The following is a 26,839-nucleotide window of genomic DNA, read 5'->3' on the forward strand; positions in this document are numbered from 1 at the left end:
ATCAGACCTTCTCGACTTCAGGCCGGCCGAGCAGGCCGGAGGGCATGAAGATCAGCACGATCGCCAGGATGGAGAAGGCGGCGACGTCCTTGTACTCGACCGAGAAATAGCCGGACCAGAAGGTCTCGATCAGGCCGATGGCGAGGCCGCCCAGCATGGCACCCGGCAGCGAGCCGATGCCGCCCAGAACCGCCGCGGTGAACGCCTTCACCCCGGCGATGAAGCCGATATAGAAATCGATGACGCCGTAATAGAGCAGGTACATCATGCCGGCGACCGCCGCGAGCGAGGCGCCGAGCACGAAGGTCAGCGAGATCGTGCGGTCGACATTGACGCCGAGCAGCGAGGCCATCTTGCGGTCCTGCTCACAGGCGCGCTGCTGGCGACCGAGCGAGGTGCGCGAGATCAGCAGCGAGAAGCCGGCCATCAGGACGATGGTCATGCCGATGATGATCATCTGCATGTAGCTGAGCTGCACGACGATGCCGGAGGGCGAATCCATCAGCGTGATGCCGCCCTGGATCTGCGGCGGCAGCGGCTTGACGCGGGCACCCTGGGTGACCTGCACGAAGTTCTGCAGGAAGATCGACATGCCGATGGCGGTGATCAGCGGGGCGAGCCGGAAGGAGCCGCGCAGCGGCCGGTAGGCGACCCGCTCGACCGTCCAGCCCCAGAGCGAGGTGCAGAGCATGGCGACGAGCACCATGATCAGCAGCACCAGCGGCAGGAACGTGATGCCGAGGGCGGCGAGCGCCAAGAAGACCGTAAGCGAGACGAACGATCCGATCATGAAAATCTCGCCATGGGCGAAATTGATCATGCCGATGATGCCGTAGACCATCGTGTATCCGATGGCGATCAGCCCGTAGATCGAGCCGAGCGTGATACCGTTGATCAATTGCTGAAGAAAATATTCCATTGCCCGCCCGTTTTCCGGTGCTTCTGGGATGCCGGTCTGTTTGGCGCGCGCGAAAGTGTCAGGAACGCCGCGTCCGAAGGCATGATCATTTCCATAGCAATGGCGGCTCCGCAAGCCGATTGCGTCAATTTCGCGGCGCGAAGGTGTTAACGCCTTGGCGAATCAGGGCTTACGGGCATGCAAGCGCGACGAAAGGCGCATAGAGATCGCCTATGGCCGCCCGGTCGGGGCGGCCATCAGAGAGGGCGTGTGCGGTCGCAGCCGGCCTCAGGGGGCGGCAGAATCGGCGGGCTCGTCGATCGTCTGGGCTTCAGGCTCGACCGCGCCGCGTTCCTCCAGCCAGCGGGCGAGCATCCACCAGCCGACTGCCCAGGCGGCGCCCGCGGTCCAGCCGGCGAGAACGTCGGTCGGCCAGTGGACGCCCAGATAGACGCGGCTGACGCCGACCAGCACCGTCAGGAAACAGGCGATGGTGATGAGGTAGATGCGGACCCGGTGGCGCTCCTGGACGCGGGCGACCAGGATCGCCAGCGTCAGATAGGTGACGGCCGACATCATGGAGTGGCCGCTCGGGAAGCTGGCCGTGTAGACGATGGAACCGTGCGGCACGAGGTCGGGACGCGGCCGGTCGAAGCCGAACTTGAGAAGCTGGCTCATGGCGAAGCCGCCGCCGACCGCGGCGAAGATCATGATCATCGAGCGACGCTTGCCCTGCATCCACAGGAAGCCGCCGGCAAACAGCGTCAGCATGACGAGGACACCGGTGCCGCCGAGGGCGGTCATGTCGCGGCCGAACTCTTCCATCCAGCCGGGGCCGAGCGGATCCTGCGGGTCGGTCGCGCTGCGGAACCAGAGCAGGATGTCGGTGTCGAGCCCCTTGGTGTCGCCTTCCACCACCTCGCCGGCGAGCGAGACGAACCCCCAGATCGCGGCTGCCGCGGTCAGCGCGGCCACGAGCGTCGTGATCTCGATCCGCTGGCGGACCCATTGGTGGATGGCGTGGTATTGCATCGGCGGCTTTCGCGGGCAGTGGCAGGGCGGGCTGAACGTCACAGGCTAGCGCGCAAGGCCTCCGGGGCCAGTGGGAGATCGGCAGAAAGGGCCCGGTCGCGGCGTTTTCGCGCGCCTGCACCTCGACCCGGCGCGCTTGCCCGGCGACGCGATTGCACCCGGCCGGGCCGCGCGCTACCAGACCCTGATGCAATGCTGGCAAGGTGACACGCGATGAAGCTGACCGAACCGCGCGGCGGAACCTGGCGCGTGGGCCATGGCCGCACTATCGACCTCAACGGTCCGGCCTGCATCATGGGCATCCTGAACGCGACGCCCGACAGCTTCTCCGACGGTGGCCGCTATGCCAGCGTCGACGCTGCGGTGGCGGAATCGCTGCGGATGGTCGAGGCGGGCGCGACGATCGTCGACATCGGCGGCGAATCGACCCGGCCCGGCGCGACCCCGGTGGACGCCGCCGAGGAGCAGCGGCGGATCATGCCGGTGATCGAGGCGCTGGCGGCGTGCTCCGACTGCGTGATCTCGGTCGACACCTATCGATCCGAAACGGCCCGCATGGCGGTCGAGGCGGGGGCGCATATCGTCAACGACACCTGGGGCGCGCAGAAGGACCCGGGCATTGCCACGGTCGCAGCCGAGACCGGCGCCGGGCTTTGCCTGATGCACAATGGCCGCGAGCGCGAGACGCTCGAGGACATGATCGCCGACCAGTATCTGTTCCTGAACCGGTCGCTGGACATTGCCCGCGGGGCCGGGGTGCCGGCCGAGGCGATCGTGGTCGATCCGGGCTTCGGCTTCGCCAAGGACGGGCCGCAGAACCTGATCCTCCTGACGCGGCTCGACGAATTGCAGGCGCTGGGCCATCCGCTGCTCGTCGGCACGTCGCGCAAGCGCTTCGTGCGCGGCGCGGTCGGGCGCGAGGATCCTGAGCCGGACATCGCCACGGCGGCGACCAGCGCGCTGATGCGCGAACGCGGCGCCGACATCTTCCGCGTCCACAACGTGGCGGCCAATCGCGACGCGCTGCGGGTGACCGACGCCATGTTCCGCGCCATGCGGGGCGAACGCTGGTGAGCGCACGGGCATATCTCGGGCTCGGCGGCAATATCGGCGATCCGGCGGCGAAGATGGCGGCGGCACTGCGCCGGCTCGACGGGCGCGACGACACGACGGTGGTCGCGGTCTCGCGGCTGTACCGCACGCCGCCCTGGGGCAAGACCGACCAGCCGGACTTCGTCAACGCCTGCGCGGCGGTCGAGACCGATCTGGCGCCGCGCGATCTCCTGGAACTGTGCCTGGCGACGGAGCGGCTCTTCGGCCGCGAGCGGCGCGAGCGCTGGGGGCCGCGCACGCTCGACCTCGACGTCCTGGATTATGCGGCCTCACCCTATGAAGACGACGCGCTGATCTTGCCGCATCCCCGGGTGACCGAGCGGGCTTTCGTGCTGGTGCCGCTCGCCGATATCGCGCCGGACCTCGCCTTCGGCGGCCGGACGGTGGCCGACTGGATCGCGGCGATCGATCCCGAGGGGATCAAGCCGGCCAGCGCCGACGGCGAATGGTGGCGAGAGGAACACGCCGACGCCTGAGAGCGGCGGCGTCGGGCCGCGCAGCGGACGTGGGCGCTAGCACGGCGGGGTGTTCCGGACCCGGGCGGTCGATCGACGGGAGGGACCGGGCAGGTCCGAGAGGATGTCAGGCGAAGGTGAGACGGACCGGCATGACCCAGCTCTATCTTTTCCTCTGCGACGAGCGGTGGCAAGGCACCGACATCGATCTCCACGGAGACGGCTTCAGGCTGGGCGACGGCATCTATCTCATCGACAGCGCGCTGACGCGTTCGAAGCTCTACCACCGGCTGAAATGGCAGCTCGTCGATGACGCCTGGCTTCTCGTCGCGCCGCTCGAGGATGCGCCAAAATTCAAGGGAATGGCGCCCGGCGCCCTGGCATGGCTGCGCGGGCGCAGCTGACGCCGGCGTCCTGCGTTGGGCTCTACTCGGTCAGGGCGCTCTGACGGGTGGCCCCGGTGCGCTTCAGATTCATGCCGATGACCGGGACGAGTTCCGAGGCGACGGTGACCGAGACGGTGATCGCCAGCGTCTCGGCGTCGGCGAGGCGGGCGACCATGGCGCCCTTGAGCTGCTTGCGGTCGAGGCCGACGATGATGCGGTCGCGATCGACATTGCCGGAGACGATGTCGAGGCCCTTGCCCTTGGCGCCGTCCTGGAAGGCGCCGCGATAGCTGGTGCCCGAGCGCAGGACTTCGGCGTGCATGGGCTGGGAGAACAGGCCGACGCGGCAGGAGCCGTCGAGGGCCACGCCGGTGGCCTTGGGATGCTCGGAGCCGGCGAAGTCGCAGACGAACTTGGTGCCCTTGTACTTGCCGGCGACGATCTCGCCCGGGCCGGACCACTGGCCGACGACCTGGCGGAAGAACGCCTTGTCGGGATCGGCGAGAGCAGGCGTCGCGATGGCCGAACCGGCCGCGATGGCGAGAGCGAGACCGGCGTTCAGCATGCGGGACATGAGCGGACCTTCCTGACGGCGCAAGTGGCTGTTTCCTAGCCCCCTTTATGATCCGTAAGGGTTAACACAGCCTTGCGACGGTTCGCTCAACCGGAGGTGCGCGGCTCGGTCGATGCCGCCTGTGGCGTTCGGGCCGCACCGATGACCGTCAGGTCGCCGAGGACATCGGAGATCGACGGCCGGCGTAGCCGGAGGAACGGCAGCGGGCGGCAGAGGTCCATGGCGGCAAGGCCGACGCGGGCGGTGAGCAGGCCATTGACGACACCCTCGCCGAGCCGGGCGGAGAGTTTCGCGGCGACGCCGTGGCCGAGCAATTGCTGGGCGAGCCCGTCGCCGATGCCGATCGTGCCGGTGACGGCGAGATGGCCGACCACGTCGCGGGTCAGGCGGATCAGGCCGAGCGTGCCGGGCCGGGCGCCATAGAGCTCCGACATGCGGCGGATCAGCTTGACCGTCTCGAACAGGACATAGGCGACGTCGACCAGCGCCTTGGGGCTGACGGCGGTGACCACGGAGACGCGCTTGGAGGAGGCGAGGACGAGCGCCCGCGCTTGTCGGTCGAGCGGCCCCAGCAGCTCGCGCTCGGCCAGCGCCACCAGATCGGCCCCGTCGATCACCTCGTCCTTCAGTTCCGCCATCTTCGCACGGCCCTTGGCCGTCTCCGGTCGGCCGGAGAGGAGAGTGGACAGGCCACGCACCACGTTGCGGGCATCCTCGGTCGAGTTGGCTTCATAGGCGGCGCGGCCGGCCTGACGTTCGCGATCGACGGCGGCCAGCCGCATCAGGCCGATCACTTCCCGCAGGGCGACGCCCAGTGCGCCGACGACGAGGAGTCCGGCGAGCGCCACGGCGCCCCAGCCGAGCCATTCCCAGCGGGCGAAGAGATCGCGGACGAGGGCATCGACGGCAAGGCCGATCCCGAGCGAGATCAGCAGGCCGAGCGCGGCGAGGAACAGCTTGCCGAAGGAGAAGCGCCGCTTGCGCCGGGCCGCCGGTTCGTCGTCGAGAACCGCGATCGCCTCGCGCTCGATGGCGTCCTCGGGGTCCAGCCGGATCTTCGCGATGTTCTCGATGGCCCGCGGCGTGCGGCTGGGTGCCGCCGCTTCTGGCTCCGGCGCGCGCTCGGGCTGCATCCCGGCCTCGTCGAGGCGGAAGGCGCCCGGCCGGCGGCGGGGACGGCGGCCGTCCTGCGTGTCGTCGCTCGTCATGACAGCCGGTCTCCCATGAGGAACTGCAGGGCGCGGTCGAGACGGATATGCGGCAGCGACAGGGTCAGCCCGGCTGCATCGCGCTCTAGCCGTGGCGGCTTGAACCGCACGAAGCGGATCGGGTCGGGTTCGGCCCCGTCGACGAACAGCCGGGCCGGGTCGGCGGGCAGGTCGCCGGGGAAGATCGCCGTTTCGGTGCGGCCGTCGAAGGTTTCCTCGCCGATGGTCTCGCCCTCGGCCGGCGTGCCGACGATGACCGGCAGGGTCTCGCCGCCATCCTCGACGCTGGCCTCGCGGGTGGCGCGCACGGCGGCAAGGGCAAGGACGTCGGTGCGGGCGCCGGAGAATTTCGCCCGGGCAATGGCGTCGTCGAGCAGCCGGCGCACGATGCCCTCCAGCCGCCGGTGGCTGTCGCGGTGGAGATGGTCGGCCTTGGTGGCGGCGACCAGGATGCGGTCGATCCGCCGCGTCAGGAAGGAGCCGAGCCAGGTCGAGCGGCCAGGGCGGAAGCAGCCGAGAATGTCGGCGAGGGCGGTTTCGAGATCGCGGACGGCCTCGGGGCCGGCATTGATCGCCTGCATCACGTCGACCAGCAGGATCTGCCGGTCGAGGCGGGCGAAGTGATCGCGGAAGAAGGGTTTGACCACGACGGTCTTGTAGGCCTCGTAGCGGCGCGCGAGATGGGCTGCGAGCGAACCCTTGGGATAGGTCCGGCCGGGCTCGACCGGCAGCGGCGCGAAGGTGAGAGCCGGCGAGCCTTCGAGGTCGCCGGGCATCAGGAAGCGCCCCGGCGGCAGCGTCGAGAGGGCGGCGCTGTCGGCGCGGCAGGATTGCAGATAGCCGGCGAACGCACGGCTGAGCGCCACCGCCGTCGTCTCGTCGGCCGGCGCCTCCAGATCGACGCTGTCGACGAGGTCGAGATATTCCCGGGCGAGATGGCGGCGCGAGGGCAGGCGCGCGCGCTCCAGCGATTCGGCCGAGAAGGTCGCGAAGTCCTTTTCCAGCAGCGGCAGGTCGAGCAGCCATTCGCCCGGATAGTCGACAATGTCGATGGACAGCCGGCCACCGGAGAACATCCGGCCCCAGCCGGAGCCCGATTCATACTCGATGGTCAGGCGCAGCTCGGAAATCGCCCGCGTCGAGTTCGGCCAGAGCCGGTCCTCCAGGATGGTGCGGATGTGCTCCTCGTACTGGAAGCGCGGCACGGCATCGTCCGGCTGCTCCTCCAGGAAGGAGCGCAGGATGCGGCCGCCCGCCTGCGCCTCGAACAGCGGCAGCCGCCCGCCATGCAGGAGATTATGGACGAGCGCGGTGATGAAGACCGTCTTGCCGGCGCGCGACAGGCCGGTGACACCCAGCCGCAGCGTAGGGTGGAACAGGCCGGTGGTGCGGTCGGTGAAGGTATCGAAGACGAGCCGGGCTTCGTCGGCAAGGGAGGTCATGGGCGGGGCGGGGGTCCTCTCTGGGCTCCGGGTCGGTCGTCAGGCCCCGATATAGGTCCGCCGGGGGCGGCTCGAAAGGCGCGCCGGCCCGCGGCCAGCCGCTCAGCCGGCCTCGTCGGGATCGAAAAGGCGGCACAATCTGCCGGCGCCCGGCGCGATCCGGGACAGGGGCCCCTCGAATTCCACGATTGCCAGACCTCCGGTGGGGAAGCCCTGGCTCGCCGTGGCGAGTGCCGCGCGATCGCCGCTGCCGGCGAGCGACAGGGTGAATTCCTCGATCATCGGATTGTGCCCGATGACGAGAAGCGCGGTCGCATCCGCCTGTCCGCGCACCGCCTCGTAATAGGCCGCGACCTCGCCGCCATAGAGCGAGGACAGGTTCTCTTCGGCAAGACCGGACGGCAGGGCCGGTCGAATCAGGTCGAGGGTCTCGCGGGTGCGCGCCGCCGTCGAGCAGAGCACGGTGTCGAAGGCGAAGGCCTTGCGTCGCAGGAAGACGACCAGCCGCTCGCATTCGGCGCGGCCGCGGGCGTCCAGCCTGCGATCATGGTCGCTTTCGCCGGGGCGGGCCCAGCCCGCATGGGCATGGCGGAGAATGTAGAGGCGGGACGTCGAGGCGGAGGACATGGCGAGGGACTATGCCGATAAATGCGGTCCGGGCAATCGGCGGCCTCGCCGCCGCTGTCGGCACGTCGGTCGAGGCGCGGTTCGGGGCGGAACCGGCGGCCGGTTCGTCGCAGGACGGCATTCATCGCTGCCGCGTCATCGCCACGTCATCCAGACGAGGGATAGAGCGCTCGGAAATCCTTGCGAAATCCGTCTCTTAGAAACGTCTTCATATTCTGGATGTAGGATACCGGAGTTAACTTGTTCCCGGAGACAAGCGTCGCTATAAGCCCGAATTACGGAAACGGAGGTGCGTGATGAGCCAGTTACTCAATATCGATGCGACCTTGTCCGAAGACGGGCAGTTCATGAACGACCGTCAGAAGGACTACTTCCGTAAGAAGCTGTTGGCGTGGAAAGCCGAGATCCTGCGGGAATCGCGCGAGACCCTCCTGGGGCTGGCCAGCGACAACAGCAATCAGGCCGATGCCGCCGACCGCGCCTCCTCCGAGACCGACCGCGCCATCGAGCTGCGGGCCCGCGATCGCCAGCGCAAGCTGATCGCCAAGATCGACTCGGCGCTGGAGCGCATCGAGGACGGCACCTACGGCTATTGCGAGGAGACCGGCGAGCCGATCAGCCTGAAACGGCTCGACGCCCGCCCGATCGCCACCATGTCGCTGGAAGCGCAGGAGCGGCACGAGCGCCGCGAGAAGGTCTATCGCGACGAATAGCCGACCGGTCGTCCCCTGACGGGGGCCGCCCTTCGTACGACCAGCTTCCCCGTTCCAGGCCGCACCGTTCCGGTTCGGCGTTCCAATCCCGACAGTTTCAGCGTGCCGGCCGTCCACCCCTCAGGGTGGCGGAATGCCCGCCTGCGCGTGATCGGCGCAGACGGGCATCCTGGCATCAATTGGGTTTGAGTTCGCCCTTGGCGTCGAAGCTGAAGTCGCCCAGCAGGCGCTCCATCTCCTCTTCCAGCGTCAGCCGCCGCTCGGGGGCCTGATCGCCCGTCGCGGGTGCATCCGGCGCCGAATCGTCCGGGGTCTCGCGGTCGGCACGCGTCTCCGGTTCCACCCGCGCCGGTTCCGGCATCGGGCGCGGGGAGGCGGCCGGTTCGCGGCTGGGGGCGTCGATCGACGGGGCGGGGGCCGGTGACGGCTTCGCGTCTTCGGCCTTGGCGACGACCGGGGTCGGCGCCTGCGGCCAGGTCGACGCGCCGGGGGAACGCGCGGTGGCATCGACCTTCGGCACGTCGCGGGGTTCGGGCGCGCGCTCCGGCCGGCCCGTCACGGGTACATCGACCGAGGGAGCCGGGACACTGCCCCGCGGCGGAGCGACATCCTCGTCGCCGTCGTCATCACCGAAATCGGTGTCGAGTTCGGCCGACAGGAAATCCTCGAGGCTCGGGTCGGCGCGTTCGGCCTCGATGGCGGGGGCCTTGGCGGGCTCAGATGCGGGGGCGGCCGGCGCCTCCGGTTTGGCGGTCGGCATTGCCTCCGGCTTCGGCGCTTCCGGCTCGGGGGCCGGCGATGCGACCGATGGGGCAGCAGAGGCAGCGGACGCGGTGGCGGCTGTCGCAGCGCCGCGGCCTGGGGCCGAGGCCGGGGCGGCCGAAACGGGGGCAGCCGCAGCCGGCCGAGGCGTCGGCGCTGGGGTGGCTGGCGTGGCCGGCGGCGGCATTTCAGGCGGCGCCTTGCGCTGCTGGATCGCGCTCGCGAAGCTGCGGACCGACAGGGGCTGGCGCGCCGCCACCGGGGAATCGGCAGGCTCGACGGCGATCGCCGGCGCGGTCGCGTCCTGAACCCGCGAGAATTCCGGCGACTGCGAGCGGTTCATCTGGGCGCGCAATTGCGTGCGTGCGGTCTCGGAATCGGGCGCCGATGGCTCCGGCTGGCTTCTGGCCGCGGCAAAGCGCGGCTCGACGCGGCTGGCCGGCGCCGGGCCGGCGGCCGTGTCCTGCTGCGCGGTCGCAGGGCCGCTGTCGGGCGCACGCGTGGCGGTCGGCGTCGCCATGGAGCGCGGCTGGGTCACCGGGCGCGCGGCAACGGGTGCCTTCGGCGGAGCGGGCGGCGCCACCGGTTCCGGCATGGCGGCGGCCGCGGGACGCCGGGTATCCTGCGACGGGCTGTCGACCGCAACGGACGCGGCAGCACCATTTGCGGCGGCACCCGTTGCGGCGGTGGCCAGACTTGCGGCGGCCAGCGGCGACGGCGTTGCCACCGGCGGGGGCGAGCGACGGTCAGTCGCGCCGGCGGACGGAGCTTCAGCGGAGGGGGCTTCGGCGCGTTCGGGCGGCGTCGGCTTCGTCTCGCGCGGGGCCGGGGCGTCGATCCGCGGCTCGGGCGCCCGGGCCCGTTCGGCGACGGCGGGCAGCTCCGGCTCGTGGCGATGGTTTCTGGCGAAGCGCTCCTCCTCGATCTCGTCGGAGCGCGAGGTGTTCCAGTCGCCATGCGGACGCGCGGCGGCCGGCACCCGCAGGATGTTGCCCTCCAGCAGCACGTCGTTCTGGCCGCCGATGAGGATCAGGTGCTCGATCTCGTCGCGGCGCACCAGCACCAGCTTGCGCTTTTCGTCGATGCGGGTGACGTCCATCACCGCCAGACGCGGCGCGCGGCCCTTGAACTGGGTGCCGATCCGTCCGCCGAAGGCCTTCTTGGCGAGAACGATCATCGCCATCGCCAGACCACAGACGATGACGGCGACGATGGCCACCCAGACGATCGGCGCGAGGCCTTCCCCGACGAGATCGACGATCCACTGCGGCATGGGGCGGGCTTCCTTCTACTCTGGGCGGAGGAGCACGCCCGATTTCACATTTGGGGCAACCTTCCGCGGGATGAACCCCATGGGCAAGGGCAACGCCAGCTTGAACGTTCATAAAGCGTTGGACGGCGCGCGCGAAGGCGTCGCCGGGATTTTCCGCGGCCACAGGCCGAATAAAAGCACCCTGGGGCACTCTCGCGTCGAATCTGCTTTTGATTCATAGTCATGGCGGCGCGGACAAGGAGCGAATCACGATGGATGGAGGGGCGACGACGGGGTCTGCAGACCGGCCGCTGATCGACAGGGCCACGGCAGCCTCGGGCGTCAGGCGCCTTCTGATGCTCGGCGGCTCGCTGATGGTGCTGGCGGCGCTGCTGGCGCTTCTGGGCAACGCCTATGGCGGCATTGCGCTGCTGATCATCTTCGGCGGCCTCGCCATGGCCGGTCTTGCGGCGATCTTCGCGACCGCGCTGGGCTTCGTGCAGTTCACCGGCCGGATCGCCGAAGCCTCCATCGCCAAGGATTTTCTCGACACCGCCCGCACCGGCATGCTGATCCTCGATCGCAAGGGTCGGATCATCTACGCCAACAAGGCCTATGGCGAGATCACCGGCGCCACCAGTGCGGCCGGCGTGAAGACGCTGGAGCGGCTTCTGGCGCGCGAGACCGAAGCGTCCGAGGCGATCTACCACCTGGCCAATCTGGCGCGGGAAAACCGCACCGGGCAGCGCGAGTTCCGCCTGCCGCGCAGTCTGTATGACAGCACCGACCCGACGCCGCACTGGTACCGCGCCTCGGTGCGCCCGCTGAACACCTCCAACGGCACGCTGCATGCCTGGCAGATCCTCGACATCACCTCCGAGCGCAAGCACCAGGAGAGTTCGTTCCAGGATCTGCAGCACGCCATCGACTATCTCGACCGCGCGCCGGCCGGCTTCTTCGCCACCGATGGCAATCTGAAAATCGCCTATCTCAACGCCACCTTGGCCGACTGGCTCGGCGTCGATCTGGTCGAGTTCCGGCCGTTTAGTCGCTCGATCCTGGAATTCGTGCCCGAGGCGTCGCATCCGCTCCTCACCCTGCCGCAGGGCGGCGCCGATGCGCTGGACACCACTGCCATCGACCTCGACCTGATCACCAAGTCGGGACGCAGCCTGCCGGTGCGGCTCCTGCGCAAGCCGGTCGCCGACGACGTGGCCGCGCCGGGCACGGTGCGCACGCTGGTCCTCAACCGCAGCGGCGACAATCATGCTGCCAGCCCCGTCGAGGTCGCCGAGGCCCGGTTCACCCGCTTCTTCAATTCCTCGCCCATGGCGATCGCCGTCCTCGACCGGCAGGGCCGCGCGGTGCGCTCGAATGCGGTGTTCCGGCAGATCTTCGGCAACGAGGCGGCGAACGGCACCGCGGCGATCGAATCGAGCATTCTGGCGGCCGGTCGCGACGGTTTCCAGCAGGCGCTCGGCTCGGCCATGGAAGGGCAGGCGGGCGTGCCGCCGATCGACGCCGAGATCGAGGGCGAGCGGACCCGTGCCGTGCGCTTCTATGTCAGCCCGATCCCGAATTCGGGGTCGGACACCGAAGAGGTCGTCATCCTCTACGGCGTCGACATCACCGAGCAGCGGGCCCTCGAGGAGCAGTTCGCCAAGAGCCAGAAGATGCAGGCCATCGGCAATCTGGCCGGCGGCATCGCCCACGATTTCAACAACGTCCTGACGATCATCACCGCCTCGGTCGACTTCTTGCTGCTCAACCACCGCACCGGCGATCCCTCGTTCCAGGACCTCCTGCTGATCAAGCAGAGCGCCAATCGCGCTGCCTCGCTGGTGCGTCAGCTGCTGGCCTATTCGCGCCGCCAGACCATGCGGCCGAAGATGCTGAACCTGACCGACGTGGTCGCCGACATGCATCTCCTCCTGAAGCGGGTCAGCGGCGACCATGCCAAGCTGGAGCGCCATCATGCGCGCGACCTATGGCCGGTCATGGCCGATATCGGCCAGTTCGAGCAGGTGATCACCAACCTGGTGCAGAACGCCCGCGACGCGATGCCGGACGGCGGCACCATCACCATCTCGACCCGCAACGTCGAGGCGGCGGAGGCCGCGGCCTTCGGCTACGCGGAAATGACCGAGGGCGACTATGTGCTCGCCGAGATCTCCGACACCGGCACGGGCATGCCGGTTGAGGTCGCCGAGCGCATCTTCGAGCCGTTCTTCACCACCAAGGACATCGGCAAGGGCACCGGCCTCGGCCTCTCCATGGTCTACGGCATCGTCAAGCAGTCGGGTGGCTTCATCTTCGTCGACACCAAGCCCGGCGAGGGGACGACCTTCCGCATCTTCCTGCCGCGCCATATCCCGGCGCAGGTGACGGCGGCCAAGAGCGATGCCGTCGCCGCGCCGGTCAATGCCAAGGTCGATCTGTCGGGCACGGCCTCGATCCTGCTCGTCGAGGACGAGGACCATGTGCGGGCCGGCAATGTGCGCGCGCTGAAGATGCGCGGCTACGACGTCCACGAGGCGGCGTCCGGTATCGAGGCGCTGGAGGTGATGGAGGAACTCGACGGCCAGATCGAGCTCGTCGTCTCCGACGTGGTCATGCCCGAGATGGATGGCCCGACGCTCCTGCGCGAAATGCGCAAGACGCGACCGGAGCTGAAGTTCATCTTCGTCTCCGGCTATGCCGAGGATGCCTTCGCCAAGAACCTGCCCGAGGGCGAGAAGTTCGGCTTCCTCGCCAAGCCGTTCTCGCTGCGCGAGCTGGCCGTGGCGGTCAAGAACATGCTCGACGAATAGGCTTCCAGCCGCTCCGGCGGCTCAGCCCTGCCGGGCGACCGCGATGCGGGCGGCGAGCCGGGCATTCGCCTCGACCAGCGCGATATTGGCCTCCAGCGAGCGACCGCCGCTGAGAGTGAAGATGCGGGCAAGAAGGAAGGGCGTCACGGCCTTGCCGGTGATCCCGTCCGCCTCGGCATCGGCGAGCGCTTGGGCGATCCAGCCGTCGACCTCGTCGCGATCGATCGCCGCGGCTTCGTCAAGCGGGTTGGTGACCAGCATGCCGCCATCGATGCCGAGACTGTCGCGGGCGGCCTGGAAGCCCGCGATGGCGGCGGCGCTGTCGAGGCGCAGCGGCACCGGCAGGCCGGAGCTGCGTGACCAGAAGGCTGGCAGATCGTCGGTGCCGTAGCCGACCACTGGAACGCCTTTGGTTTCCAGCACTTCCAGCGTCTTCTGCAGATCGAGAATCGCCTTGGCGCCGGCGCAGACGACGATCACCGGCGTGCGCGCCAGTTCTTCGAGATCGGCGGAGATGTCGAAGCTCGTCTCGGCGCCGCGATGGACGCCGCCGATGCCGCCCGTGGCGAAGACGCCGATGCCGGCGAGCGCACTGGCGATCATCGTGGCGGCGACCGTGGTCGCGCCGGTGCGGCCGGTGGCCAGGGCATAGGCGAGGTCGGCGCGCGACACCTTCAGAACGTCTTTCGCGGTCGCGAGGGCCGTGAGCTCGGCGGGCTCGAGCCCGATCCGCAGGCGTCCGTCGAGGACGGCGATGGTCGCCGGCACGGCGCCTTCCTCGCGGACGATCGCCTCGACCCGCTCGGCCATGGCGAGATTGCGCGGATAGGGCATGCCATGGGTGATGATGGTCGATTCCAGCGCGACGATCGGCGCGTTCGAAGCAAGCGCGGCGGCGACATCCGCAGAGGCCGTATAGGGCAGGGCAGTGGTCAAGACGCAGGCTCCGGTGCGCGGGGGTCATGCAGCGCGGCGACGCCCTCGGCGATCCTCCGCGACAATGCGTCCGGGGATAACGGATCGGACGAAATCCGCAACGAGGCGGCGACGATGCCGGCGCGCACGGCGTCGAGCCAGGGCGTGCCGGCGCACAAAGCCGCAAAGGCGGTGCCGGCCAGATTGTCACCGGCGCCGGTGATGTCCTTCGGAACGACGGTGGGCGGCTGCTGCAGCAAAACGGTCTCGCCGTCGATGATCATCACCTCGCGCGGCCCGTCGGTCACCACGGCACGGTGGACGCCGAGCTCGCCGAGCAGTTCGGCGATGAGCTGCGGGCTGGTGCCCGTCGTCGCCTCGACGAGGCTGGCGGCCTCGGCATAGGAGAGGAACAGCGCCGAGATATTGCCGAGCGATTCCTGCAGGCGGCCGATCTTGGCCGGCGAGACGCCGATCGCGCCGACCGGCTTGCCCGCCGCCTCCCGGGTGATCGTCGCGATCGCGCCGGACGGCAGGTTGGCGTCGACGAGGACGCCGTTGGCCCTGCCGATCGCCGCGCGCACGGCGCTCTTGGTGAACAGCCGCGGCACCAGGAGGTCGTAGAGCGCCATGTCGGCGATGCCGGCGACGAGTTCGCCCTTGTCGTCGAGCACGGCGGTGTAGGTGGGCGTCATGCGGTCGAGCCAGGTGACCGACAGGTCGGTGACGCCGAGGGCGCGGATCGCGTCGGTGACGCGGCGCCCGTCCGGGTCGCCGCCGCGGGCGCTGTGCAGGCTTATCGTCGCCCCGGCCTGGACCATGGCCTGAACCGCGTTGAACGCCGCGCCGCCGGGACAATCCACCAGCCGTCCGGGATTGGAGGCATGCGGGATGAAGGGCGCGTCCGAGATCGCGCGCCGGTCGATATGGGCCGCGCCGGCGACATAGATCAGGGGGGCGGTCATGGGCGGGCTCTTCATCAAAACTTCAGAAATTCATCGCCGGGAAGCGATTCGCGGCAGCGCGCGAAAACGGAACAAACCGGGATCGCGGGCTTGCGGAACTGGAACAAAAAGAGTACATGGTGATGGTGCGGCTCGTCATTGCACCCCCGTCCAACGCGTGGAATAAGGTCTCGTCTCTCATGGCACAGAATTCACTCAGGCTTGTCGAGGATAATTCGTTGGACAAGAACAAGGCGCTCGACGCCGCGCTGTCGCAGATCGAGAGAGCCTTCGGCAAGGGCTCTATCATGCGGCTCGGCGAGAACGAAAAGATCGTCGAGATCGAGACCGTTTCCACCGGCTCGCTGGGCCTCGACATCGCGCTCGGCATTGGCGGCCTGCCGAAGGGCCGCGTCGTCGAGGTCTATGGTCCGGAAAGCTCGGGCAAGACGACGCTGGCACTGCACACCATTGCCGAAGCCCAGAAGAAGGGCGGCGTCTGCGCCTTCGTGGATGCCGAGCACGCGCTCGACCCGGTCTATGCCCGCAAGCTGGGCGTCGATCTGGAGAACCTCCTGATCTCGCAGCCGGACACCGGCGAGCAGGCGCTGGAGATCACCGACACGCTGGTGCGCTCGGGCGCGATCGACGTGCTGGTGGTCGATTCGGTCGCCGCGCTGACGCCGCGCGCCGAGATCGAGGGCGAGATGGGCGATTCGCTGCCCGGCATGCAGGCCCGGCTGATGAGCCAGGCGCTGCGCAAGCTCACCGGTTCGATCTCGCGCTCCAAGTGCATGGTCATCTTCATCAACCAGATCCGCATGAAGATCGGCGTCATGTTCGGTTCGCCCGAGACGACGACGGGCGGCAACGCGCTGAAGTTCTACGCCTCGGTTCGCCTCGACATCCGCCGCATCGGCGCGATCAAGGACCGCGACGAGGTCACCGGCAACCAGACCAAGGTCAAGGTGGTCAAGAACAAGCTGGCGCCGCCGTTCAAGCAGGTCGAGTTCGACATCATGTATGGCGAGGGCGTCTCCAAGACCGGCGAGCTGGTCGATCTGGGCGTGAAGTCCGGCATCGTCGAGAAGTCGGGCGCGTGGTTCTCCTACAACAGCCAGCGGCTGGGGCAGGGACGCGAGAACGCCAAGTCGTTCCTGCGCGACAATCCGGCCGTCGCCGACGAGATCGAGACGCTGATCCGCCAGAATGCCGGGCTTCTCGCCGAGCAGCTTCTGGACGACACCGGCCCGGGCGACGATTCCGACGCCTGATCGGCAACGGCAGCACGACATGCGCGACGGCCTGCCCATCCGGGTGGGTCGTTTCGCGTTGGGGGGGCTGATGGACAGGCGGAGCGGGCCTCTGTACAACGCGCCTTTGCCCGAGGCTGACGGCGTGCGCGCCGCGGCGACGGGCTCTTCCCCGCAGGTATTCCGAAGGTCGCATTCATGAGTGGCGTCAACGAAATCCGGTCCGCGTTCCTCGACTATTTCGCGAAGAACGATCACGAGCGGGTGGCCTCGTCGCCGCTCGTGCCGCGCAACGACCCGACATTGATGTTCACCAATGCGGGCATGGTGCAGTTCAAGAACGTCTTCACCGGCGTCGAGACGCGGCCCTATCAGCGCGCGGCGACCTCGCAGAAATGCGTGCGCGCCGGCGGCAAGCACAACGATCTCGACAATGTCGGCTACACCGCCCGGCACCACACCTTCTTCGAGATGCTGGGGAATTTCTCCTTCGGCGACTATTTCAAGGACCGGGCGATCGAACTCGCCTGGAACCTGATCACCAAGGAATTCGCGCTGCCGGCCGACCGGCTCCTGGTCACGGTCTATTCCGAGGACGAGGAAGCGGCGGCTTTGTGGCGCAAGATCGCCGGCCTGTCCGACGACCGCATCATCCGCATCTCGACCTCCGACAATTTCTGGGCGATGGGCGAGACCGGCCCGTGCGGTCCGTGCTCGGAAATCTTCTTCGACCATGGCGAAGGCATCCCCGGCGGCCCTCCGGGCAGCCCGGACGAGGATGGCGACCGCTTCATCGAGATATGGAATCTCGTCTTCATGCAGTTCGAGCAGCTCAGCGCCGACAATCGCGTCGAGCTGCCGCGCCCGTCGATCGACACCGGCATGGGGCTGGAGCGTATCGCGGCCATCCTGCAGGGCGTCCATGACAATTACGACATCGACCTGTTCAAGGCGCTGATCGCCAGCGTCGAAGCGACCATCGGCTCGCGCGCCGAGGGTGACAGCGTCGCCAGCCACCGGGTCATCGCAGACCACCTGCGCTCGACCGCCTTCCTGATCGCCGACGGCGTGCTGCCGTCGAACGAGGGCCGCGGCTATGTCCTGCGCCGCATCATGCGGCGGGCCATGCGCCACGCCAAGATGCTCGGGGCGCGCGAGCCGGTGCTCTACAAGATGCTGCCGACGCTGGTCGCCGAGATGGGCCGCGCCTATCCCGAGCTGGTGCGCGCCGAGGCGCTGATCTCCGAGACGCTGAAGTTGGAGGAGCGGCGCTTCCTGCAGACGCTCGACCGCGGCCTGTCGCTGCTGACCGACGCGACCGAGGGCATGGATGCCGGCGCCAAGCTGTCCGGCGAGACCGCCTTCAAGCTCTACGACACCTACGGCTTTCCGCTGGATCTGACCCAGGACGCGCTGCGCCAGCGCGGCATCGAGGTCGATCTCGACGCCTTCAACACCGCCATGGAGCGGCAGAAGGCCGAGGCGCGCAAGAGCTGGACCGGCTCCGGTGAAGCGGCGTCCGAGACGATCTGGTTCCCGATCCGCGAGCGCGTCGGCGCGACGGAGTTCCTTGGCTACGACACCGAGCGGGCCGAGGGCTCGGTCATGGCGGTGGTGCGCAACGGCGCCGAGGTCCCCGCAGCGGGGGCCGGGGACGAGGTGGCCATCGTCCTCAACCAGACGCCGTTCTACGGCGAATCGGGCGGCCAGCTTGGCGATACCGGCGTGATGCGCGGCGACGGCGTCGAGATCGTCATCGCCGACACGCAGAAATTCGCCGAGGGGCTGTTCGTCCATCGCGGCAAGGTGAAGTCGGGCACGGTGAAGCCGGGCATGCCGCTGGACCTGATCGTCGATCACGGCCGGCGCACCAAGATCCGCGCCAACCATTCGGCGACGCATCTGCTGCATGAGGGCCTGCGCGAGATCCTTGGCAGCCATGTCGCGCAGAAGGGCTCGATGGTCGCGCCGGAACGGCTGCGCTTCGACTTTTCCCATCCCAAGCCCATCGATGCCGCCGAACTCGCCGAGGTCGAGCGGCTGGCCAACGGCATCGTCCTGCAGAATGCCCCGGTCGAGACTCGGCTGATGGCGGTGGACGACGCGATCGCATCGGGCGCCATGGCGCTGTTCGGCGAGAAATACGGCGACGAGGTGCGGGTCGTGTCCATGGGCACGGGCGAGGAAGGCGAGAAGGCCGGCAAGACCTTCTCCATCGAACTGTGCGGCGGCACCCATGTGAACGCCACCGGCGACATCGGCCTCGTCCATATCCTGGGCGAGAGCGCGGTCGGCGCCGGCGTGCGCCGTGTCGAGGCGCTGACCGGTCAGGCGGCGCGGGATCATCTCCTTGCACAGGATGCCCGCGTCCGGCAGATGGCGTCGATCCTCAAGGTCTCGCCGGCCGATGCCCCGGCGCGCCTCGAAGCGGTCGTCGAAGAGCGGCGCCGGCTCGAGCGCGAACTGGCGGAAGCCCGCAAGCGGCTGGCGCTGGCCGGCGATGGCGCGAGCGGCGAGGGCGGCTCGGCGTCGAAGGTCGTGGCCGGGGTCGGCTTCCTCGGCCGCGTGCTCAATGGCGTTGCCGGCAAGGATCTGAAGGGCCTGGTGGACGAGGCCAAGACGCAGCTGGGCTCAGGCGTCGTCGCCTTTGTCAGCGTCGATGCCGGCAAGGCCAGCGTCGTCGTCGGCGTCACGGCGGACCTGACCGAGCGCTTCGACGCCGTGGCGCTGGTGCGCGAGGCGAGCGTCGCGATCGGCGGCAAGGGCGGCGGTGGCCGGCCCGACATGGCGCAGGCCGGCGGTCCCGATGCCGACAAGGCCGACGCAGCCCTTGCCGCCGTCGAGGCCGCGATCGAGGCCGCGGCGGGCTGAGGCCGACCACACACGCTTATCGAGGATCAAGGGGCGCCGCGGGCGCCCCTTTTGCGTTCGGGTCCGTCGGCCCGCGCCGGCCTGTTGCCTTCGAATGCGCCCGGATCGCGCTGGTGCGTCCGGCTGACACTGCGCGCTGGCGAACGGTCCCGCTCTCTCATCCCCACATACGAAAACGCCCGGCGCTGAGGCCGGGCGTTTCGTCATTCAGCTGTCGGGCTGGCGATCAGGCCATGGCCTTCTGCAGGTTCTCGTCGACCTTGTCGAGGAAGCCGGTGGTCGACAGCCACGGCTGGTCCGGGCCGATCAGCAGCGCCAGGTCCTTGGTCATGTGGCCGCTCTCCACGGTCGACACGCAGACCTTCTCCAGCGTCGAGGCGAACTCGGCGAGGGCGGCGTTGTCGTCGAGCTTGGCGCGGTGGGCGAGGCCACGGGTCCAGGCGAAGATCGAGGCGATCGAGTTGGTCGAGGTCTGCTCGCCGCGCTGGTGCTGGCGGTAGTGGCGGGTGACGGTGCCGTGGGCAGCTTCCGCTTCCACGGTCTTGCCATCCGGCGTCATCAGCACCGAGGTCATCAGGCCGAGCGACCCGAAGCCCTGCGCCACGGTGTCGGACTGCACGTCGCCGTCGTAGTTCTTGCAGGCCCAGACATAGCCGCCCGACCATTTCAGGTTGGAGGCCACCATGTCGTCGATCAGGCGGTGCTCGTAGGTGATCTTGGCGGCCTTGAACTTGTCCTCGAACTCGGCCTCGTACACCTCCTGGAAGATGTCCTTGAAGCGGCCGTCATAGACCTTGAGGATGGTGTTCTTGGTCGACAGATAGACCGGGTAGCCGCGCTGCAGGCCGTAGTTCAGCGAGGCGCGGGCGAAGTCGCGGATCGACTCGTCGAGATTGTACATGGCCATGGCGATGCCGGCGGCCGGGGCGTCGAACACCTCGTGCTCGATGGTCTCGCCGTCTTCGCCGACGAACTTGATCGACAGCTTGCCCTTGCCGGGGAACTTGAAGTCGGTGGCGCGGTACTGGTCGCCATAGGCATGGCGGCCGACGATCACCGGCTGGGTCCAGCCGGGCACCAGGCGCGGCACGTTCTTGGCGATGATCGGCTCGCGGAAGATGACGCCGCCGAGGATGTTGCGGATCGTGCCGTTGGGCGAACGCCACATCTTCTTCAGGCCGAATTCGGCGACGCGGTCCTCGTCCGGGGTGATCGTCGCACATTTGACGCCGACGCCGTGCTTCTTGATGGCGTTGGCCGCATCCACCGTCACCTGGTCGTCGGTGGCGTCGCGGTTCTCCATGCCGAGGTCGTAATATTCAAGGTCGATGTCGAGATAGGGATGGATCAGCTTGTCCTTGATGAACTGCCAGATGATCCGGGTCATCTCGTCGCCATCGAGTTCCACGACCGGATTGTCGACCTTGATCTTCGCCATCTCTGTCTTCCCCCTGAAGCAATGAAAACGCGGCCCTGAGCGGCCGCATGGATGCAGGACGCGGTGCCACGCCCGAAACTCACGGCGCCCTATAACACCCGTATCGGTGGACGCAAAGCATGGGTGGCGCCGCTCGCCGCCGGTGGGCCGGTGCGGCCCGCCACCAACCGCACAGGAGTTTGCGCATGACAGCATCGGTGGTGGCGGAGGCGCCCTGCGGCCGGGTGCGGGGCAACCGCATCGGCGGCATCGCGTGCTTTCTGGGCATTCCCTATGCTGTACCGCCGGTGGGACGCCTGCGCTTTGCCGCGCCTCGGGCCCCCGCGCCGTTCAGGGGGACCTTCGACGCCGATGCCTACGGGCCGGCCGCGCCCCAGCGCCGCGCCTTGGCCGAACCCTTCGCCACCTTTGCCGGGCTGAAGCGGACCTTCAGCGAGGACTGCCTCAACCTGCATGTCTGGACGCCGGACACGCGCGGGTCGCGGCCGGTCCTCGTCTTCATCCATGGCGGCGGTTTCATCATCGGCTCGGGATCGCAATATCCGGGCGCCGATCTCGCCCGGCGCGGCGACGCCGTGGTGGTGACGCTGAACTACCGGCTCGGCGTCTTCGGCTTCAACGGCTTTGCCGAACTGTTTCCCGGCGACGCGCGCTTTGCCGCCAATGCCGGCTTGCTCGACCAGCGGCTGGCGCTCGCCTGGGTGCGCGACAACATCGCGGCCTTCGGCGGCGACCCGGAAAGGGTGACGATCGCCGGCGAATCCGCCGGGGCGGCCTCCGTCGCCTTTCACATGGCAGCGCCGGGATCGCATGGGCTGTTCTCGCGGGCGATCATGCAGTCGGGCGGGCTCAATCTGTTCTATCCGCGCGCCCAGGCGATGGAGATCGGCGAGCGCACGCTGGCGGTCCTCGGGGCAGAGGCCGATCGCGAACGGCTGTTCCAGCTGGCGCCGCGGGCCTTCGGCCTTGCCGCGCGCAAGGTCACGGCGGAATTTCCCGGCATTCCCTCGCGGCCGCATTTCGACTGTGGCGAGTTGCCGGACGGCCCGCTGCCCGCGCTCTACCGCGCCATGAAGCCGGTGCCGCTCCTGATCGGCACCAATCGCGACGAGTTCTCCTTCTTCAGCGAGCTGCCGATCTTCAAGATCGACAGCGACAAGCCGTCCCTGACCCGGTGGGTGGCCGAGACGGCGGGGGAGGCGGCGGCCGAGAGGATCGGCGCGCTCTATCCCGCCGGCCGGGCCGGGCGCATCGCCTTCGGCACGGATCTCCTCTTCCGCATGGCGGCGATCCACATGGCCGACAGCCAGTCGCAGCGCGCGCCCACCTACATGTACCGACTGGACTGGGAGGCGAAGGGGCTCCTGTCGCGGCTCGGGGCAACCCATTCGGTCGATCTGCCGCTGCTGTTCGAGGATTTCCTGAAGCCGTTCCGCAGCGTCTATCTCGGCGTGCTGCCCGATCCGGCACGCCAGCAACTGGCGATACGGATGCGCGAGCGCTGGATGGCCTTCGTCAATGGCGGGCCGCCCGGCGACGACTGGCCGGCCTACCGGACCGAAACCCGCGAGACGCTGGTCCTGTCGGCCCGCCGCGATCGCGGCGAGGCCGATCCCGATCCGCTGCGGCGCATTGCCTGGGAGGGGGTGGACGGCGCGACGCCGTGAGGAGGAACCAGCGCGGCTGGGGATGCTCTTGCGCCCCGCTTGGCGTGGCGGGCGTGGCGCGGTATCAGCGAGCCGAACAGAGGATGTCGCCAGCGTGCCCGAGAACCAGTCGCCCAACAAGACGCCCGAGGCCGGGCCTGCCATCGTGCTCGTGGAGCCCCAGCTCGGTGAGAATATCGGCATGGTGGCGCGGGCGATGGCCAATTTCGGCCTGTCCGACCTGCGCCTCGTCAGTCCGCGCGACGGCTGGCCGAACGAGCGGGCGGTGGCGGCAGCCTCGCGCGCCGACCACGTGATCGAGGCCGCCCGGCTGTATGACAGCGTCGAGGCGGCGGTGGCCGATCTCACCTTCGTCTATGCGACGACGGCGCGGGCCCGTGACAGCTTCAAGCCTGTGCGCGAGCCGGAGACGGCTGCCGCCAATCTGCGGGCGCGGATCGGCGCCGGCCAGTCGGCCGGCATCCTGTTTGGCCGCGAGCGCTTCGGCCTGTCCAACGAGGAAGTGGGCCTTGCCGACGAGATCGTGACGTTCCCGGTCGATCCGGATTTCGCCTCGCTGAACATCGCCCAGGCCGTCCTCCTGATGAGCTATGCCTGGCGCATGGCGGGCTCGGCGGATGTCACCAAGCCGCGTTTTTCGGCGCCCGAGGTGCCGCCGGCGCGCAAGGAGGATCTCCACCGGCTGCTGGAGCACCTCGAGACCTCGCTCGACCGCAACGGCTATTTTTACCCCGAGCACAAGCGCGAGGCGCTGGCCCAGAAGCTGCGCACCATGCTGACCAAGGCCGGCTTCTCCGAGCCGGAGGTGCGTACCATGCGCGGCGTCATCCGCTCCTTCGACTACGTCATCGCCAAGGGCGGCCTCGCGCCGGCGGACAAGGCCGAGGGCGGCCATGCCGGCGACGACGCGCCGGAGGGGGCCGACCCGGCGCCGGACGGGACCGGAAAGCCGGCCCTGTGAACGCGCCTATCCTCGTCTTCGATTCGGGCATTGGCGGACTGACCGTGCTGCGCGAATTGCGGACGGCGATGCCCGACCGGCGCTTCATCTATGTGGCCGACGATGCGGGCTTTCCCTATGGCGACTGGGAGGAGGAGCCGCTGGTGGCGCGCATTCTCGACCTCTTCGCCGAGCTCATCGACACCTACGAACCGAGCCTTGCGGTCATCGCCTGCAACACCGCCTCGACGCTGGTGCTGCCGCAATTGCGCGCTCGTTTCGCCATTCCCTTCGTCGGCACGGTGCCGGCCATCAAGCCGGCCACCGAGCGCACCCGGTCCGGCCTCGTCAGCGTCCTGGCGACGCCCGGCACGGTCCGCCGCGTCTATACGCGCGATCTCGTCGAGGCCTTCGCCACCCATTGCGAGGTGCGGCTGGTGGGATCGCCGGAACTGGCCCGGCTGGCCGAACGCTCGCTCCTCGACAGCGAGGCGAGCGGCGGCCAGGAGCTCGACGACGCAATGGCGGCGGAGATCGCCCCGTGCTTCGTCGAGGCCGGCGGCCAGCGCACCGACATCGTCGTTCTCGCCTGCACCCATTATCCACTGATCGCCAACCATTTCCGCCGTCTGGCGCCATGGCCGGTGGACTGGCTCGACCCGGCCGAGGCGATCGCCCGGCGGGCGCGCTCGCTGTGCAAGCCGGGCTCGGGCGAACTTCCCGAAGGCTTCGACCGCGCCCATTTCACCGGCGGCACACCCGGCTACCAGATGCGCCGGCTGGTGCGCGGCTTCGGTCTCGAAGTGGCCGATAGCGCCAGCTAGCCCGCCGCCCGCTCGGCGAAGCGCGCCAGCAGCAGATCCTGTTCGGCCCGGCGCAGATCGTCCTCGGCGTCCCAGAGATCGTCGCGCAAGCGGCGCAGCTCGCGCCGCTTGCCGCGCTCCGCCTTCTCGTCGTCCAGTGTGTCGATCTCGTCGCGCAGGCGATCAATGCGTCCCTGCAAATCGTCAACCCGCCGATCGGCATCATGGACGCGCTTGTGGGCGCGGTAGGCTTCCTCGAAGCCGGCCTTGAGGTCGAGCGGGCAGGAATTCTGATAGCTGCCGCCCCGTGCTCCGATCCGGGCGCCGTTCTCCGGCGTGCAGAAACTGGAAATGCCGGCGTCCCAGCCGCTGCGCCAGGCGGACAGGTCGGGTTCGATCCCGTGCTTGCTGCAGGCGGCCTGGTGCTGCGCGACGAAATTGACCGGCCGGCCATTGGCCCCGTCCGACTCGCCGAGGGTGCGCCAGTCACTGGTCACGCACTCCTCTTCCGACAATGTGGCGCAGGCGCTGAGCAGCACCCCCACGCCCAGCACCAGCGGCAAGACCCTCATCCGTCGCCCCATCCCGTCCCCCTTCCGTATCGGCAGGTGGCAACGGGTGGCATCGCCGGGCGCAAAGATCAAGCTGCGCTATTTTTTCAAAACGGCCTGCGGGGAACGAGCCGGGACAAGCGGCGTTGCAGTGACCGACACCCGTACAAGAGGACCAGACCCCATGGACATCATCCGCATCATTCTCGCGATCATCCTGCCGCCGGTCGGCGTGTTCATGCAGGTCGGCTTCGGCAAGCACTTCTGGATCAACATCGTCCTGACGCTGTTCGGCTATATCCCGGGCATCATCCATGCGATCTGGGTGATCGCCAAATACTGATCCGGCGGGCGGCCGGTTGACAGTTTCCGGCCGCCCCCGTATGGAACAGCCCAGCCGGTTGGACCCGTTCCAGCCGGTTTTTGACGTGTCCCGTGGACGGCATCGCCTCGTGCCAATGTCGTCCTGTCAGTCCGCAACAGCGGGCAGAGGAGGGCGCGTTTCCTCAGAAGGTCCTCGGATTGTCCGCGGGGCCTCGTTTTGTTGAAGGAAATGCGATGAGCAAGCGCGCATCAGCGAAGTACAAAATCGATCGCCGCATGGGCGAGAACATCTGGGGCCGTCCCAAGTCCCCGGTGAACCGGCGCCAGTACGGCCCGGGCCAGCATGGCCAGCGCCGCAAGGGCAAGGTTTCCGACTTCGGCGTGCAGCTGCGCGCCAAGCAGAAGCTCAAGGGCTATTACGGCGACGTTTCCGAGAAGCAGTTCCGCAAGATCTACGAAGAGGCCGCGCGCCGTAAGGGCGACACCTCGGAGAACCTGATCGGTCTGCTCGAGAGCCGTCTCGACGCCGTCGTGTATCGTGCGAAATTCGTGCCGACGATCTTCGCGGCCCGTCAGTTCGTCAACCACGGCCATGTCAACGTCAACGGCGTGCGCACGAACATCCAGTCCTACGTCTGCAAGCCGGGCGATGTGATCGAGGTTCGTCAGAAGTCCAAGCAGTTGACGATCATCCTCGAGTCGGTTCAGCTCGCCGAGCGCGACGTTCCGGAATATGTCGAGGTCGACCACCAGAAGATGGTCGCGACCTACCAGCGCGTTCCGGGCCTGCACGACGTGCCGTACCCGGTGCAGATGGAACCGAACCTCGTGGTCGAGTTCTATTCGCGCTGATTTCTCGGTGCATGCGAGTTTTGCGAAAGGCCGTCCTCTGGGCGGCCTTTTGTTTTGGGCGGTCTGCGGCTAGACGAAGCCCGTGACGACGGAGGCGGGGATGCTCGATCTGGAGACCGCGCGCGCAGCGAACGCGCAGGACGACGACGCGGCGACGCCGGCTGCCGAGGACGGCGCCGGCTCGGCGCATCCGCTGTTTCGCGACTGCCCGTCGTCGGTGACCTTCAAGAAGCTGCGCAAGCGGCTTTTGCGCGAGATGCGCGAGACCATCGAGGCGCATGCCATGGCCCGGCCGGGCGCGCGCTGGCTGGTCGGCCTGTCCGGCGGCAAGGATTCCTACGCGCTGCTGGCGCTGCTATCGGATCTCAGATATCGCGGCCTGCTGCCGGTCGATCTCCTCGCCTGCAATCTCGACCAGGGGCAGCCGAACTTCCCCAAGCACGTGCTGCCGGACTTCCTGACCCGCTACGACATTCCGCACCGGATCGAATATCGCGACACCTATTCGGTCGTCACCGAGAAGGTGCCGTCGAACGCCACCTATTGCGCGCTGTGCTCGCGCCTGCGGCGGGGCAATCTCTACCGCATCGCCCGCGAGGAAGGCTGCGAGGCGCTGGTGCTCGGCCACCATGCCGACGACTGCCTCGAGACCTTCTTCATGAACCTCTTCCATGGCGGACGGCTGTCGGCGATGCCGGCCAAGCTCATCAACGACGAGGGCGACCTGATGGTGCTGCGGCCGCTGATCCGGTCGGTGGAGGAGGACATCGCCAAATTCTCGGCCGCCATGGAATTTCCGATCATCCCCTGCGATCTCTGCGGCAGCCAGGACGGGCTGCAGCGCAACGTGACCAAGCAGATGATCGCCGATCTCGAGCGCCGCTTTCCGGGCCGCAAGCAGGTGATGCTGCGGGCCCTGGGCAATGTGCGGCCCGGCCATCTGCTCGATCCGTCGCTGTTCGACTTCGCCGGACTGGCGCCCGCTTCCCCCACGACCTGACCCTCAGCC

General features: G+C 68.3%; 25 protein-coding genes. 14 read left to right on the plus strand and 11 right to left on the minus strand.

The features are described 5' to 3' along the window. Position 1: 1 nt before the first annotated feature. Both N7I30_RS11585 and N7I30_RS11590 read right to left on the minus strand, forming a co-directional pair. Complete coding sequence (locus N7I30_RS11585; RefSeq protein WP_009209006.1) at positions 2 to 919, minus strand: ABC transporter permease subunit; 918 nt, start codon at positions 917 to 919, stop codon at positions 2 to 4. A gap of 267 nt (positions 920 to 1,186) precedes the next feature. Then, entirely contained in the window at positions 1,187 to 1,930 is a 744-nt protein-coding gene (locus N7I30_RS11590; protein WP_228238729.1) for a phosphatase PAP2 family protein, read from the minus strand. 213 nt (positions 1,931 to 2,143) lie between these two features. On the opposite strand from N7I30_RS11590, the gene folP reads away from it, so the two are divergent. From folP to N7I30_RS11605, 3 genes are all read left to right on the plus strand, one after another. Continuing rightward, positions 2,144 to 3,004: a dihydropteroate synthase gene (gene folP, locus N7I30_RS11595; RefSeq protein ID WP_498638949.1), complete on the plus strand. Its 861-nt coding sequence runs from the start codon at positions 2,144 to 2,146 to the stop codon at positions 3,002 to 3,004. Then, on the plus strand, positions 3,001 to 3,519 hold the full coding sequence (gene folK, locus N7I30_RS11600; protein ID WP_498638951.1) for a 2-amino-4-hydroxy-6-hydroxymethyldihydropteridine diphosphokinase: 519 nt from the start codon (positions 3,001 to 3,003) through the stop codon (positions 3,517 to 3,519). The genes folP and folK overlap by 4 nt, the downstream gene beginning before the upstream one ends. A 131-nt stretch (positions 3,520 to 3,650) precedes the next feature. Continuing rightward, positions 3,651 to 3,902 carry a hypothetical protein gene (locus tag N7I30_RS11605; RefSeq protein WP_498638954.1) on the plus strand — a complete coding sequence of 84 codons (252 nt, stop codon included), beginning with the start codon at positions 3,651 to 3,653 and terminating at the stop codon, positions 3,900 to 3,902. Positions 3,903 to 3,924: 22 nt separating this feature from the next. Here the strand turns inward: N7I30_RS11605 and N7I30_RS11610 are convergent, their stop codons facing one another. The 4 genes from N7I30_RS11610 to N7I30_RS11625 form a co-directional block, all read right to left on the minus strand. Further along, positions 3,925 to 4,458: a hypothetical protein gene (locus N7I30_RS11610; protein WP_498638956.1), complete on the minus strand. Its 534-nt coding sequence runs from the start codon at positions 4,456 to 4,458 to the stop codon at positions 3,925 to 3,927. An 86-nt stretch (positions 4,459 to 4,544) separates the two neighbouring features. After that, on the minus strand, positions 4,545 to 5,666 hold the full coding sequence (locus tag N7I30_RS11615; protein ID WP_498638957.1) for a YcjF family protein: 1,122 nt from the start codon (positions 5,664 to 5,666) through the stop codon (positions 4,545 to 4,547). Then, on the minus strand, positions 5,663 to 7,108 hold the full coding sequence (locus N7I30_RS11620; protein ID WP_498638960.1) for a YcjX family GTP-binding protein: 1,446 nt from the start codon (positions 7,106 to 7,108) through the stop codon (positions 5,663 to 5,665). Before N7I30_RS11620 ends, N7I30_RS11615 begins: the two co-directional genes overlap by 4 nt. 102 nt (positions 7,109 to 7,210) lie before the next feature. Then, complete coding sequence (locus tag N7I30_RS11625; protein WP_498638964.1) at positions 7,211 to 7,735, minus strand: SixA phosphatase family protein; 525 nt, start codon at positions 7,733 to 7,735, stop codon at positions 7,211 to 7,213. Positions 7,736 to 8,031: 296 nt separating this feature from the next. On the opposite strand from N7I30_RS11625, the gene dksA reads away from it, so the two are divergent. Further along, complete coding sequence (gene dksA / locus N7I30_RS11630) at positions 8,032 to 8,448, plus strand: RNA polymerase-binding protein DksA (RefSeq protein ID WP_024348614.1); 417 nt, start codon at positions 8,032 to 8,034, stop codon at positions 8,446 to 8,448. A gap of 175 nt (positions 8,449 to 8,623) precedes the next feature. Here dksA and N7I30_RS11635 read toward each other — a convergent pair whose 3' ends face one another. Then, complete coding sequence (locus N7I30_RS11635; protein ID WP_498638969.1) at positions 8,624 to 10,483, minus strand: hypothetical protein; 1,860 nt, start codon at positions 10,481 to 10,483, stop codon at positions 8,624 to 8,626. Between the two features lie 79 nt (positions 10,484 to 10,562). On the opposite strand from N7I30_RS11635, the gene N7I30_RS11640 reads away from it, so the two are divergent. Continuing rightward, positions 10,563 to 10,703 (plus strand): hypothetical protein, encoded by a 141-nt coding sequence (locus tag N7I30_RS11640; RefSeq protein ID WP_498638971.1) that lies wholly within the window; start codon positions 10,563 to 10,565, stop codon positions 10,701 to 10,703. Between the two features lie 31 nt (positions 10,704 to 10,734). Next, complete coding sequence (cckA, locus tag N7I30_RS11645) at positions 10,735 to 13,272, plus strand: cell cycle histidine kinase CckA (protein ID WP_498638973.1); 2,538 nt, start codon at positions 10,735 to 10,737, stop codon at positions 13,270 to 13,272. Between the two features lie 21 nt (positions 13,273 to 13,293). Here the strand turns inward: cckA and N7I30_RS11650 are convergent, their stop codons facing one another. Further along, the gene (locus tag N7I30_RS11650) at positions 13,294 to 14,208 is read right to left on the minus strand and encodes a pseudouridine-5'-phosphate glycosidase (RefSeq protein WP_498638975.1); all 915 of its coding nucleotides are present in this window, start codon (positions 14,206 to 14,208) and stop codon (positions 13,294 to 13,296) included. After that, complete coding sequence (locus tag N7I30_RS11655; protein ID WP_498638977.1) at positions 14,205 to 15,152, minus strand: PfkB family carbohydrate kinase; 948 nt, start codon at positions 15,150 to 15,152, stop codon at positions 14,205 to 14,207. The genes N7I30_RS11650 and N7I30_RS11655 overlap by 4 nt, the downstream gene beginning before the upstream one ends. Positions 15,153 to 15,331: 179 nt before the next feature. On the opposite strand from N7I30_RS11655, the gene recA reads away from it, so the two are divergent. Continuing rightward, on the plus strand, positions 15,332 to 16,405 hold the full coding sequence (gene recA / locus N7I30_RS11660) for a recombinase RecA (protein ID WP_009209020.1): 1,074 nt from the start codon (positions 15,332 to 15,334) through the stop codon (positions 16,403 to 16,405). Positions 16,406 to 16,582: 177 nt separating this feature from the next. After that, positions 16,583 to 19,255, plus strand: coding sequence for an alanine--tRNA ligase (gene alaS, locus N7I30_RS11665; protein WP_498638979.1), 2,673 nt, complete (start codon positions 16,583 to 16,585; stop codon positions 19,253 to 19,255). Positions 19,256 to 19,481: 226 nt separating this feature from the next. On the opposite strand, the gene N7I30_RS11670 is transcribed toward alaS, so the two are convergent. Then, complete coding sequence (locus tag N7I30_RS11670; protein ID WP_277023593.1) at positions 19,482 to 20,693, minus strand: NADP-dependent isocitrate dehydrogenase; 1,212 nt, start codon at positions 20,691 to 20,693, stop codon at positions 19,482 to 19,484. 185 nt (positions 20,694 to 20,878) lie between these two features. Between N7I30_RS11670 and N7I30_RS11675 the strand changes: the two genes are divergently transcribed. Genes N7I30_RS11675 through murI form a run of 3 tightly spaced genes read left to right on the plus strand, consistent with a single transcriptional unit; the run spans position 20,879 to position 24,124 of the window. After that, positions 20,879 to 22,360, plus strand: coding sequence for a carboxylesterase/lipase family protein (locus N7I30_RS11675; RefSeq protein WP_498638982.1), 1,482 nt, complete (start codon positions 20,879 to 20,881; stop codon positions 22,358 to 22,360). Between the two features lie 22 nt (positions 22,361 to 22,382). Beyond that, the gene (locus tag N7I30_RS11680) at positions 22,383 to 23,321 is read left to right on the plus strand and encodes an RNA methyltransferase (protein ID WP_498638984.1); all 939 of its coding nucleotides are present in this window, start codon (positions 22,383 to 22,385) and stop codon (positions 23,319 to 23,321) included. Beyond that, positions 23,318 to 24,124 (plus strand): glutamate racemase, encoded by an 807-nt coding sequence (murI, locus tag N7I30_RS11685; protein ID WP_498638986.1) that lies wholly within the window; start codon positions 23,318 to 23,320, stop codon positions 24,122 to 24,124. Before N7I30_RS11680 ends, murI begins: the two co-directional genes overlap by 4 nt. Here murI and N7I30_RS11690 read toward each other — a convergent pair. Then, complete coding sequence (locus tag N7I30_RS11690; protein WP_498638988.1) at positions 24,121 to 24,747, minus strand: DUF2799 domain-containing protein; 627 nt, start codon at positions 24,745 to 24,747, stop codon at positions 24,121 to 24,123. The genes murI and N7I30_RS11690 overlap by 4 nt on opposite strands. A 91-nt stretch (positions 24,748 to 24,838) precedes the next feature. On the opposite strand from N7I30_RS11690, the gene N7I30_RS11695 reads away from it, so the two are divergent. The 3 genes from N7I30_RS11695 (at position 24,839) to ttcA (ending at position 26,830) form a co-directional block, all read left to right on the plus strand. Continuing rightward, a complete protein-coding gene (locus tag N7I30_RS11695) occupies positions 24,839 to 24,997 on the plus strand; it encodes a YqaE/Pmp3 family membrane protein (protein ID WP_040325465.1) in 159 nt (52 codons plus the stop codon). A gap of 215 nt (positions 24,998 to 25,212) precedes the next feature. After that, positions 25,213 to 25,830, plus strand: a complete 618-nt coding sequence (rpsD, locus tag N7I30_RS11700) for a 30S ribosomal protein S4 (protein ID WP_498638990.1) — start codon at positions 25,213 to 25,215, stop codon at positions 25,828 to 25,830. Positions 25,831 to 25,930: 100 nt separating this feature from the next. Next, on the plus strand, positions 25,931 to 26,830 hold the full coding sequence (ttcA, locus tag N7I30_RS11705; protein WP_498638992.1) for a tRNA 2-thiocytidine(32) synthetase TtcA: 900 nt from the start codon (positions 25,931 to 25,933) through the stop codon (positions 26,828 to 26,830). Positions 26,831 to 26,839 lie beyond the last annotated feature (9 nt).

It is taken from the genome of Aurantimonas litoralis (assembly GCF_026153195.1).
Lineage (GTDB): Bacteria > Pseudomonadota > Alphaproteobacteria > Rhizobiales > Rhizobiaceae > Aurantimonas > Aurantimonas coralicida.